Source organism: Ignavibacteriota bacterium, assembly GCA_016707525.1.
Taxonomy (GTDB): Bacteria; Bacteroidota; Ignavibacteria; order UBA10030; family UBA6906; genus JAGDMK01.
Genome location: JADJHP010000001.1, coordinates 698,645 through 710,889 on the forward strand (window position 1 = coordinate 698,645; position 12,245 = coordinate 710,889).

Sequence of the window (12,245 nt, forward strand, 5' to 3'; positions counted from 1 at the left end):
GGATCATGACCCTTGTCCATGCAAGGGTGTGTGGCAGTACGTGGCCAGCAGGGCGTCCAGTCGTTGCACGACCGTATTGCCCTCTGACAGCAGCAGAAGAGAAGTACCCTTTTCAGAGAACTCCGCGATCTCGTCATCATCAGGGAGGATCACGACATCGTCCGCATGCGTTGCCGATCGTATCGTTGCGAGCTGCTCCGCCCGGATATCCCGTCGCACGCGGTTGATGACGACCACCAGCTTCTCAAAGCGGATCTCCATTTCAACGGCAAGCGCATGGATGCGCCGGATGGTCTCCAGGCCCTGCTGGGAGGGATCTGCAACGATCATGAGCAGATCCACCCGTTGGACGAGGCGGCGCGACAGATTCTCCAATCCTGCTTCATTGTCGAGGACCACATACGGATACTGCGCTGCGATCTGGCCCAGGACCGATTTGAGCACGTTGTTGGAGTAGCAGTAACACCCGGGACCTTCCGGTCGCCCCATGGCGATGAGATCAAAATCATCGCCTTCCACAAGGCTCTCCGCGATCTTCATCTCCAGGAGTTGTTGTTTCGCGACGCCGGTGGCCAGCCCCTTGCCTGCGGCTTCACGCGCCTCTTCGCGCACACCTCCCACGGTCTTCCCGACGTCAACTCCCAGTGCCAGATTGAGGCACATGTTGGGATCAGCGTCGACGGCAAGGACCGGCCTGCGATTCCCGCGTATGAGGCAATGGATGACGAGCGCAGCAAGCGTGGTCTTGCCTACTCCGCCCTTTCCGGTGACAGCGATCAGAAAATTGTCAGGCTTCCCTCCTGTCACGCGGTCACCTTCTCAAGAATGCCCGTGAATATGCCGAGCAGATGCTCGTCCAGAACGTTCAGCACCGATTCACCCCGGCGGTCGGCAGCACCGATCAGCCCGGAATACGGGATCGATCCCAGTAGTTCATGCAACGGGAACGCCTCGCGGATGAAACGTTCATCGTCAGGACCCGTCACCTTGTTGGCCACGATCTTGATGCGTGTCAATCCGATATCCGCGGACATGGTGATGCATCTGTTCGCGCATTCGATCGCCCGCAGGCCAGGCTCGACCACGAGGATCATCGCATCAACCCCGCGAACGGTCGCACGCCCCAGGTGTTCCACTCCGGCTTCCATATCCATGATCAGGGCATCGCCCTGTTGCAGGATCAGATCGGAAACCAGCGCACGGATGAAGACACTTTCGGGACACGCGCAGCCGGTCCCGCCCTTCTCGATGGCACCGAGCACAAGCAGGGCCACGTTCTCGTACATGAATGCGCAGCGCTCTGCGACATCCGCAACGTCCGGATTCAGCTTGAACATCTGGCCATAGCTTTTCACTTTCGCGCCGGTCCGTTCTTCGATCAGCGCGATCTGCTGGGAGATGGGCACGATCCCCCGCTGCATGGTGGCCGGGATGCCCAGAGCCGAGGCGAGATTCGCATCCGGATCCGCATCAACGGCGAGCACGCGTTTCCCGCCCCGGGCCAGCAAGAGTGCCAGCACCGCCGCCAGCGTTGATTTCCCAACTCCCCCTTGCCTGAGATCGCCAGTGTCAATGGGTTGATCCTAGAAATGATATTTCTCCTGCATCGCTTTCGAGAGGGCTGCAGTCATTTCGAACACCCGCTCGGCATCCGCGGGCTCCATCGAGCCGGTCCCGCACGATGGTGTAATGATGGCCTGCTCCGCGATCAATTGCTTGTCGATCCCTTTGGAGGCAAGATGATCCATAACCTTTTCAAGCTGGGTCATCAGGCTCGCCACCGATTGTTCCCGGATGGCCGGGGACGTCGGCACCACTCCCCAGGCGAGGCAGCCGCCACGGGCAAAGAGCGACTTGATGCCTGCGGGGTACATGGCGATGGTCTCCCCGTACTGAAACGCATCAAAGTTCACGATATCCACACCGGCATCGATCAGAATGCTCCATTCCGTATTCCCGCAGCAATGAACGCCGGCGAGGGCATTGTCCGCATGCACAGCAGCCACCACTTCGGTGAGGTGATCGACCACATCGGTTCGTTTCACGGAGACATAGGTCGAACTGCCGAATGCGGACAGTATGGGTTCATCGATGAAGCAGATGATCTTATCGGCATAGGGTTGGAACTTCTGGATCTGCCAGCGGCACTTCATGGCCAGTGCCTTGATGATCATGTCGCGGAATTCTTCGTTGTAGTAGATGGCGCGCTTGTTCTCATCGACGATGGTCAGGCTGAAACTGCACGGTCCGGTGGTCTGCACCTTAAGCAACGGAAGCGTCCGGCCCAGCCCATGCAACGCTTTCTCCATGGCGTAGATCCCTTTGGAGAAAGCCGGCGTGATGGCCATGGAGGAACAATCCCCTGACCCTGATTCCGGATCCATGGCCTCCATGTACGTTTCGTAGAAGCGCGCAAACGATTCGGAGTAATCGACTGACGTGTCGAAGAACATCCGTCCTTTCACTTCGTCGATGACGCTGCAGGGCATCCCTTCCGAGTACTGGATCTCCATCTGTTCGTGCAATCCCGCCTTCGGCAATTGCGGCCAGATCGGCGCATGGAGTCTGGTCAATGAGACGTTCACTGCGTGTTCAACGTCGGCAAATGGCATGCTGCCGATGCCGGTGGCGAGGAATTTCGGGGTAAGCGACATGGTCATGGTCCTTGGGTTCTAGGTCAGAGGATCGCGATTCGTTCGTGCGCGGTCGGAATGCGATCTCAGGAAAGACGGTTCTCGCCGGATCGCGTTGGTGAACGTGAGCGCATGGGTTGAGCAAGAACAGGTGATGCAGCCGCCTGGAACGACGGGGCTGAGAACCACGGTGCTATCGATTGCAGAGACAATGCAAGGCACAACAATGCGGAGGATCGAGAAGGAGTCACCGCGTTCCTTCGATCCACAACAATCTAATCAAACGAAATTTAAATGACAATCCTCATGTTCTTCGATGTGTGAGGACCGGGCGTCCCACGCTGATCCACTAATGACACGCGGGCCTCATCCCCCCCGCTCTGATGCGATCTGCTCCAACGTCTTGCCCGAAGTATCAGGCATGAACCAGAAACCGATCCCGCCGCTGATCGCCAGGAACACCATCAAGAGTGCTGCCACGGGACGAAAGCCGGCATCTGCAAGCGTCGGCACGAAGAAACTCCAGATCCCCAGCATCGTGCGGGCGACGCCAAACGTCAGGCCCTGCGCGGTCCCTCGCAGAAGAGTGGGAAACAGTTCCTGGCTGAACACTTTATAGAACGCCTCACCGGCCAGCGACCCACCGAACGCACACAGCACGATGTTGGCGATGATGACAGGGATGCTGAACGGCAGCACGAGGAAGAGCCCGAACGCAGCCGTCTGGGCTACGGCCCCGATCCCCCACAGGCGTTTGCGCGTCGCATGATCGCGGTCGGAGAACCGCATGAAGATCGTGGTGGTGAACAGGATCGAAGCGAGAAACCCAATGCTTGTGACCGCCACACTTGCGGCCTGATCGCCGGCGTTGAGCGTCCGGATGATGTAGGGGTAGAAGATCCCGGATGTTCCCGCAGCGAGAGCCCAGAACAGGTAGATCGACCCCGTCCAGAGCAACGCCCACAAGTTCGCACCCGAGAAGAGATTCCGGACCAGCATACGGCCGGATCGCGACGCGGACTTCCAGCGAGCAGATTCTGCGAGCCCCTGGCGCAGTGCCCACGTCACGATCGCCGCCACAAAGAGATGCAGGAAGACGATGCGAATGCCGAGCAATTCGAGCGGAGCCAATGCCGCTGCCATCAGCAGGACGATGACCGGGCCGATCGACCACGCAACCTGCGTCAGGCCAAGGAGTTTGCCGCGGGCTTTCGCGGGCGCTATTTCACCTACCAAGGCAAGTGAGGTGGGAACATCGGCGCCCACGGCGACGCCGACAACAAACGTTCCGGCGAACAGCATCTCACGATTCACGGCCAGTGCAATGCAGAGGATCCCGGCCGCGTAGACGAGCAGGTCGTACTGATAGATGCGCTTGCGCCCGAGCCGATCACCAAGACGCCCACCTATCACCGATCCGAGGGCACAACCCAGTGCATTGGGGCCGATCGCAGCAAGAGCCCCCACGGCCGTGGAGCTCAGGCCAAGATACGCCTGAAACAACGCAAGCCCCGCGCCCAGCGCGACGATCGACCCCGCATCAAGATAGGACGCCATCCCCGCCAGTGCAGACCATTTCCACTGTTGCCGCGTTACGTTCTCGAGATGTTCTTCCGCAGGAATCTCACTCTGGTTCATTAGGTGCCCCGGTGTTTTCTGGATTGACATAGTGCTTCTGTTCTGAGCATCGCACACGGAGGACGCTCTCCCTCCATCATGCCGCCGCCTCGAACTCATCGTGGTTCCGTGGATCGGCGACGATCGCATGCGGGTCCAAGAGTCCCTCCGCCAGGCAGTTCAACGGGGTCTGGAGTTGCACGATAGCCCCCCGATACAGCTTACGAGCCAGGGTTCGTTGGACCCCATATCCTAGCGCACATCGCCGCGGGGTGGATGGCCCTTCTTGTCGATGCGGGTGCTGAGTGCTGCACGCTTTGCCCCGGGAACCAGCGGACTCCAATCGGTCAGGGGCTGAATTTCGGCTACGGTATTCCGGGTGCGAAAACGCATCGTGACGATCTGTTGCGGACGTACGGGGAAACGGTAGACGGAGGAGGGCTTGAGCGGGACACGATTGGCGCCGTCGAGATCGGTGAGCGCCGCTTGCTCATGGGGCATCGAGAGCTTCACTTCGGCGTAGCCAGCGATTCCCAGGCACTCGGCCATGCGCAATTCGATATCCGAACCTTCGCGGCGGATCGCTTCAACGATCATGTTCTCCGATGTTTTGACGAACGATCGGGGAGCGGTTGTTCCGCGGTCGGGCACCGTGACCGGCGGACAGTTGAATTCCCACGCAAGTTGTGGAATGCGCGCCTTGTCCCAGGCAGAGTCGTGAGCGACCAGGGCATACTCGAGCCGGTGCTTCCCCTTGCCGCTCAACCACGGATTGACGTAACCGTAGTACTTGTCTGTGGCGTTGAGCAGGAAGATGATCGGTGTCCTGCCGGTCGTTTCGCGCCCGGAGAGACCGCGGTCGAGCAACGCCACTCCACCTCCGCCTTCGAACGCGTAGTGCGACCAGCGCACCGCCGGGACGATCCCTTCGGTCCGGCCGTGCAGCCCGGGGTTCGGCCTCGACCAGGCCGCGTGCGAGAAGCCGTAAGGAATGCCGCGGCGAATCTCGACGATCTCTTCGCTCAGCGGAAACTCCGCCACCACCACGGTGCTGTCGGGGATGTCGTTCAGGTCGGTCTCGAAATCGATGCGCGGATAATCGTCGTAGAAGCATATGGTCCGGATCATGCCGCCGCCCCCATAGAATCCGGACTCGATCCTGACGATCGTGGCCAGGGACCCCGATTGCACGGAGATCTTCGGGAGGAACTGGTTCGAATTTGCCAGCGTCAGACGCTCCGGCCGGTCGAGCATATGGTCCCCCGGATCGCCCGCCTGCGTCTTCGGCTTCTCAGCCACGATGACGTTCGCCGGCCCACCCAGCATTTCCCGACCTGAGGATTTCAGCTTCAGGCTTGTCAGCGAACCTGTGCCCCGATCGATCCGCGCCCGGTAAAAACGGGTATCGATCGAGTCGGGCAAAGGAACCGATTTCGGGAGTTCGGGAGAATTTGACGAGGGCTCAAGAGAGGCTGTCCCAACCGAAGGAAGCGTTGGCTCACACAGGACGTACGGCGTCCCGGGCACAGCCTGAGACCGGACGCCCTTCAGGCCGCTTCCTTCCGGGAGGTTCACCAGTACCGGATCGCGTCGTTCCCAGTTGAGCTGGTTGAACAACGCCAAAGAAGATCCCTCCGCACTGAGGGCGCCCATCGCCTCCTCAGACGCTCTGCGGGCGATGGCGCCCACGGCTTCGTAGCGGTCGCGGACGTCCCACGAATGCGGATGCTCGAAGACCATGCCGCCTGCCGATCCCCACAGGGAATTGCGGTCCATGTTCAGCAGCAGCATGAGCCAGGCATGATACAGTGGCTGAACCGGGTAGGTGGAACGGGATTCGATGCTGGCGATCGTTGACAGCATCTCGGCCGCCTGTAGCTCCTGCTCCGCGCGGCGAAACGCGGTTTTGACGCGCGGGTTTTCTATCCAGAAAGAGTTGAAGCTGAATTTCGTTCCCCCCTGCATCGTGGGCAACTTCATTGCTCCCGATCGGGCCGCGGGCAGGATCGCGTCCACGTATGTGCCCGGGGTTACGAAGGACAGGTCGATCCGGGGAGCGACGCTCTTGAATTGACGGATGAACTCGGTCGGATATCCCTTGTACGCGGGGGCGACGCTGTAGTCTCCGTTGCCTGCCAGGATCAGCACTGGAGCCCCCTCGGGAACACGCTGCCTCATGCCGTCCCACTTGAAGGGCCGTTTCTCGATCTCCTCGGGAGTCATCGTCTTCACCCCCATCCGGTAATCGAGATCCTCCTTCAATTCCCGAAGCGCCACGTCGTCGAGGAGTTGCGGGGTTTTGAAAAGAGGGTTCCACTCGCTGTAGTGCCCCGGTGCGATGGCCAGCACCCGCGTGCCGTCGGGAGATTCAGCCCAGTGAATTGTGGAACCGGTCGGATTGTGGCGGGTATAGAACAGAGCGTCCAGGCCGAGCCCGGCGGTGATCTGCGCCATCTGCTCGTGGGTCCCCGTCACGTCGATCATCCAGGCAAAACGCGGACGGACTCCGAGCACCTGGCTCTGCCAGCGCAAACCCTCTACGCCGTTCTTGACCAGCGCCTCGCCCCCCGACAGGTTGATCGTCGATTCGAGGAAGAAGGCGTTGCACGGCTCCACCCGCCCTTCCTGAAAGCGACGTATCAGCTCATCCTTTCGCTCCGGGTGAAAGTTGAACATGGCGATCATATTCGGAACCTCGGAGAGCGCGAATGCGTAGTTCGGGTCGTCGCGCACACGGTCCAGGTGATCGATGTAGTTGTTGGCGCAGTAGTTCCGCTCGGTGGACCAGTCGGTCAGCCAGCCGCAGCATGCCGGGTGAAAATTCGGCACGAGATAGACCAGCCGTCGGGGATCCCTTTCCGGAGCAGGCTTGTCTTGGTTTCCCTCCCCCGCCAGGATCGCAGAGGGAGCGGCACACAGCCATATGGCAACGGCGGCGATCCCCCAGGAACAACACATGAGATTGCGGCTCACAACGTCGGTACGTTCACGTGTCTTCATACGATCAGAACTCCGTTGTTCCATGTTCAACCCAGCACTCTACCATTACCACGCATCGACAGCACGAACATCCGGCGCCTGAGCGCCGGGAGAGACAGGCAGGCTTTGTGCCTCCATCTGCACTCGTGACGAAAGACCCGAAGGATCGGAATGCTCTTCTTCGAGGAGCAAAGTAGAGAATGGTTCGGAGAGTGTCAAGGTATGAAAAAGCCCCGGTGATCACCGAGGCTTGCTGAAGATCGAAGACTAATTGAAGATTGAACATCGAAGATCGAAGATTACTACTGCACAAGCAGTTACCGACGACCGGTTGCCGCTTGTCCATTGCCAGGAAAATGATCCGCCAAGACCGGGAGGCCAGGCCGGTTCACGGCGGTTCGTGTGACATTGGTTGCCCTCGGCAGCTCGCAAGGCGCTTGATGAGCTTGACCGTGAAATGATCGGCCAGGCAACGGGCGGAGGGTGTCGTGGCGCCGTTCGTGGTCACCGCCACTTGAATGTACTGCCTCGGTACTTGGGAGAGCTGGTCATTGTGCAGTCTGCATCGTTTCCATCCACATTCAATTCCATGAGCTTTGGGTCCCGGGCAGAGTACGATGTCCAGATGCCATCTTCTGCGCCATTGGGATTGCCCCATTTCGCGAAGTTCGTCCAGTACCCGATCATCTTAGTGCTCAATGCATGGTCGCCGGCTGTGAATGGACGCCAGCTGTATCTGAACGAATGGAAGACATACCACAGGTCAGCAGAGTGGAATGCGCCGCTGGAATCCCCTGGTAGTTGGCGGGAAAACACATACGCATACGCCGGCCTACTGCTCGTTTCGGCACGCAGGGCGCAGAAGTCCACAACCGCTTTCGTCATGTCGAACAAGTCGTTAGCAGTGTACCCAAACATGTATGGAACGTCGGCGATCTTCCCTGCTCTTGCCACATCATCGAAGGAACCTTCCGACACGTAATGATCGACGATGGGGCCAAAGAAGATGGTCTTCTTCGTTGCTGCTGCATAGTCATTGGACAGCTTGAGAAGCTCTTCAAACGAAAGCGCACGCATATCCTTCAGCGTTGTCTTGTTCCCAAAATCCATCAAGGCCTTGTTTGCCAACTGGACAGTGTCAAAATCCGTACTCCCCATCCGAAACTTGCCCAGGCCCCCGCCGCTCATGCTTATGGCATGACTGATCAATTGTCTCGACAGCGGGGATGCGCACAGTGCCTGAACGCTCCCTGCACCTGCACTCTGACCAAAGACCGTTATGTTGTTGGGATCACCGCCAAATTGCCTGATGTTCTTATGGATCCACTTCAGCGCTGCGATCTGGTCAAGGAGCCCATAGTTGCCCGATACGCCATGTGGACTTTCGGCCGACAGTAGCGGGTGTGAGAGGAACCCAAGAACGCCGAGGCGGTACGTTACCGACACCAGAATGACGCCGTGCGTCGCCCATTCCTCACCGCCGTCCATTTCCGGTTCAAAGGCAAAGCCTTCACGAAAACCGCCACCATGTATCCACATTGCCACAGGGAGCTTCTTGTCCGCTTGGCCTGCAGCGGGCGTCCAGATATTGAGATAGAGGCAGTCCTCACTGAACGGGACGGAACCGCTGGCACGCCATTCTTTGCCATAGAAACTTTGCGGGTCCCATGTTACCTGCTTGGCGGCGGCACCGTACGTGTCTGCCACTCGTGTTCCTTTCCAGGCCACGACCGGTTGCGGTTCCTTCCAACGCAGGTCGCCAACCGGAGGAGCCGCAAACGGGATCCCTTTGTACGCGACTATACCTTTCGTTGGGGTCACCACCCCCACGACGTTTCCGCCTTCGATGGTCAGCACAGGATTCACGTCTTTATCCTGGCAGAAGACTGCTGACGATATCATCCATATCGCAAGAAAGACACAGAATGTTTTCATGGCGATCCAATTTCCGTCTGTGACAGAATCACATGGTGTGATACGTTTGGTCTGCGATCGATCCGGGTTCAGCGTTCGAACACGCGATGGTGCGTCCAACCTCCTCAAGGCGTCTTGAAATTCCAGCGCGAGACGTCACTTCTGGGATCGAAAGGTGCAAGCGTGACCGTACTGGTCCCCACTGCGGTCAACACGAACTGTTCTTTTGACTGGGGAACGAGTTTGGGCATGATGCGATATGTACCGTCCGTCAGCTGATCGATCCGCCAGAGTTGTTCAGGTGCTCCGGTAAATCCCGGAACCGCCACGAGTTCAGCATCGGCGGTAGCCGCCAGAGCGCGATCTGTTCCCGCGATCGTGATCTTGAAATACGGTGCACCGGGATATCCACCGGCATCGGCGACCGGAGTGATCGACCATGTCTGATGCGGCCGGGACATGAAATCGCCTATTCTGATGTCGATGGTGCCGGACGGCCAGCCCCTGGCCACCGAATCGAGACTCTGGGCAGGAATGGAAACCAGTGGTCCATCTGGGACCCGATTGAAGAAACCAGGGATCATCGGGAAGCCCCCACCCGGGGGCGGAGGGGTTGGCGGATTGGTTCCCGATGGTTGAGGAGCCGGGGGCGGAGTTCCCGGACCGGGGCCGCCAGCGGGTCCGCGCCAGATGCGCGGCATGCGAACGAAATCCACGGCAAGTTCCAGTGCAAATCCGCTCCGCTCAGACTGAATCTCAAACACACCGCCCCTGAAGTTGTCACCGGCGACGGGCCAGCCATCTCTCCAGAGCAGTGGGCGAATGTCGAGCACGCTGAAGCCGCTGCGATCGAGGTCGGCTTCGTAGTGGCATGAGAATCTTTCCACACATGCATCCAGGACCATATGTCCAAAATGGCCCGCACCCACAAACCGGCCACTCGCTCCGACAACAAATTTGCCTCCCCCCTTGAGCATGTCCTGCCCCATGTTGTCCCGGTAGGGGCCGGTGATCTTCTTTGAGCGACCCACCACGATGTTGTACGTGGAGTTCGCGCCGTCGCAGCAGGTGCCGTGCGTGCCCAGAAGGTAATACCATCCATCGCGATACATCATGGCGCTCGCTTCGCAGTCGATCGCAATATTTACCGGTTTGTTGCCAGGCATGCGCATGCCTGTTGTGGGGTCGAGCTCAACGATGCGAATGAACCCAAAGTATGTTCCGTACGTCAGCCACAGCCGTCCGTCGGTGGGATCGAGAAGGAATGCCGGATCGATGGCATCACAGTCTTCGATCCCGTCAGAGGAAGCAACAAGTGTCTCGTCCTTGAATCCAAAGTCGGGAGATTTGGGATCAAGACTCCTGGTCCACATAACGTACACATTGCTCGCATGCCCGCCTGCGAGTCCTCCGCCCCCCTTCGCATAGGAAACGTAGTAGCGATCCCCAATGTGGATGACATCGGGTGCCAATCCGCCGCCGGGGCGCTCAGCGCCGGGGTTCCACGTCCAGCCATCGACGGAGATCAGGCCGCCGCCACCGGTGCCAAAGGTATAGTACTTGCCGTCGCATTGGGCGATGGTCGAAGGATCGTGAATATACGGCTGACCGTTCAACGCCTGGGCCCAGCCCGTCAGGCGGGACGAGAGAAGAGCAAGACCGATGACTGCCACAATTCTGAATTTCATTGAACCTCCGAGATCATGTCGATTGAGAGCAATGGAAAGACCTGTCCTACTTCCGGGGATCAAGAGATATGGTGAGATCCTTGACCGCCTGGCCGTGCTCATCAATGAAGCGGACGCAGAAATCGCTCATGCCCGGGCCATTGATGACGGCGCCGCGGATGATGTTCCTGCCTTTGTTGAGTGTGAGGCGTCTTGAAACACCATCGTCCATCACCATGCGACGGTCACCGGAGAGCATGACGGCTTCCTTCCCGTTGAGCCACCACATGGAAGCCGAATTGGATCCCACTGCCATGCGGACATTTTTCAGTTCTTTGGGACAATCGATGACGGTGGCAGCCAGGAATACCACCCCGTATGTCTGCTTGTTCAGTCCGTACGCGAAGCGGAAAAGCTTGATGTTGAAACTGGAGGTTTCGAGGGCATGCCAGACAAGTTCCTGATCACCGACCTTGACCTTTTCCCCGTTGCGAGGAAACGTCGCGAACTGTCCAGGGAAGTAGGCCGTATCGAGATTTCTCCGGATATACGAGTCGGTGAAGACAGTATTGCCGCGGTTCGGTTTGTTGATCGGCTCGAGAAGGAGCCAGCGCTGGATGAAACCATCGGCATCGGGAACCCCGGGGGTTGCCTGGGCTTGCGTGAAGAACGGCGCGATACTGCGAGCGGTATCGACCGCTGCTGGAAGGTGCCCGAGCCCCCCGGAGGCGGGAGACACACCCTGGGCAAGGACGTACACCACATCGCATACCAGAAGTATGAACGTGCAGAGCATTTTCATACGGCATCCTTTGACGATTGATTGATACATGCAGGCAAGGCGAGGATGGATTGTTCGAAGCAGATGAAGTGTAGAGAATCCGTGATGCAGTTTCAAGTCTTCTGCGTGAAATGTCGTGCTGACTCCCAGCACCAGTGCGGGTCCTCGAACCTATCGCGCTCATCAAGAACCGTCTTGCCGGAAATCCTGTGAGCATCGGGAAAGCATCACGCACATCTCTCCGAGAAAAGGTGAAAAGACCTTCCCCCGCGATGATCGTTCCTGGAGTGATGTCGTGCGACAGTGCAAGAGATATGCGGGCATCAAACCGGGCCATCGCGATTTGAACTTATCGTTGGCGAATCGGATGGACGATCTGCGGAAAAATATTTATTGAGCGGACTGCTGATATCGTCCTGTGTGACCGCGGGAGGAGGACTGTGCCCCCTCAAAACGAAGACAGCACAGCCCGAACATCGTCGGGCTGTGCTGTCTTCGTCATTGCATCTTCACGTGATCGACCATACCCCTTAGGCTGTTGTCGATCGGTTGTGCACCCACCAGGACTCGAACCTGGAACCCACTGATTAAGAGTCAGTTGCTCTACCAATTGAGCCATGGGTGCGGTACAACAATGACGGGGAGAAGAACCTT

Annotated in this window: 8 protein-coding genes and 1 tRNA gene; all 9 read right to left on the bottom strand. The window is 58.6% G+C overall.

Annotated elements, in window-relative coordinates:
* Nucleotides 1-3 precede the first annotated feature (3 nt).
* The gene (locus IPI01_02955) at nucleotides 4-807 is read right to left on the bottom strand and encodes an AAA family ATPase (GenBank protein ID MBK7256780.1); all 804 of its coding nucleotides are present in this window, start codon (nucleotides 805-807) and stop codon (nucleotides 4-6) included.
* Nucleotides 804-1,520: a carbon monoxide dehydrogenase gene (locus IPI01_02960; protein ID MBK7256781.1), complete on the bottom strand. Its 717-nt coding sequence runs from the start codon at nucleotides 1,518-1,520 to the stop codon at nucleotides 804-806. The genes IPI01_02955 and IPI01_02960 overlap by 4 nt, the downstream gene beginning before the upstream one ends.
* Nucleotides 1,521-1,583: 63 nt before the next feature.
* A complete protein-coding gene (locus IPI01_02965) occupies nucleotides 1,584-2,660 on the bottom strand; it encodes a hypothetical protein (GenBank protein MBK7256782.1) in 1,077 nt (358 codons plus the stop codon).
* A 339-nt stretch (nucleotides 2,661-2,999) separates the two neighbouring features.
* The gene (locus tag IPI01_02970) at nucleotides 3,000-4,190 is read right to left on the bottom strand and encodes an MFS transporter (GenBank protein ID MBK7256783.1); all 1,191 of its coding nucleotides are present in this window, start codon (nucleotides 4,188-4,190) and stop codon (nucleotides 3,000-3,002) included.
* Between the two features lie 312 nt (nucleotides 4,191-4,502).
* On the bottom strand, nucleotides 4,503-7,250 hold the full coding sequence (locus IPI01_02975; protein ID MBK7256784.1) for a hypothetical protein: 2,748 nt from the start codon (nucleotides 7,248-7,250) through the stop codon (nucleotides 4,503-4,505).
* Nucleotides 7,251-7,733: 483 nt separating this feature from the next.
* Entirely contained in the window at nucleotides 7,734-9,095 is a 1,362-nt protein-coding gene (locus IPI01_02980; protein ID MBK7256785.1) for a carboxylesterase family protein, read from the bottom strand.
* 173 nt (nucleotides 9,096-9,268) lie between these two features.
* Nucleotides 9,269-10,831, bottom strand: coding sequence for a family 43 glycosylhydrolase (locus tag IPI01_02985; GenBank protein MBK7256786.1), 1,563 nt, complete (start codon nucleotides 10,829-10,831; stop codon nucleotides 9,269-9,271).
* 46 nt (nucleotides 10,832-10,877) lie between these two features.
* Nucleotides 10,878-11,606 (bottom strand): acetylxylan esterase, encoded by a 729-nt coding sequence (locus tag IPI01_02990; protein MBK7256787.1) that lies wholly within the window; start codon nucleotides 11,604-11,606, stop codon nucleotides 10,878-10,880.
* A gap of 537 nt (nucleotides 11,607-12,143) precedes the next feature.
* Nucleotides 12,144-12,216 (bottom strand) — tRNA-Lys (locus IPI01_02995).
* Between the last annotated feature and the right edge of the window lie 29 nt (nucleotides 12,217-12,245).

Bases quoted from the DNA above. Each gene is read 5' to 3' on its own strand.
- IPI01_02990 (MBK7256787.1), bottom strand. From the start codon at position 11,606: ATGCTCTGCACGTTCATACTTCTGGTATGCGATGTGGTGTACGTCCTT.
- IPI01_02970 (MBK7256783.1), bottom strand. From the start codon at position 4,190: ATGGCGTCCTATCTTGATGCGGGGTCGATCGTCGCGCTGGGCGCGGGG.
- IPI01_02985 (MBK7256786.1), bottom strand. From the start codon at position 10,831: ATGAAATTCAGAATTGTGGCAGTCATCGGTCTTGCTCTTCTCTCGTCC.
- IPI01_02965 (MBK7256782.1), bottom strand. From the start codon at position 2,660: ATGACCATGTCGCTTACCCCGAAATTCCTCGCCACCGGCATCGGCAGC.
- IPI01_02975 (MBK7256784.1), bottom strand. From the start codon at position 7,250: ATGAAGACACGTGAACGTACCGACGTTGTGAGCCGCAATCTCATGTGT.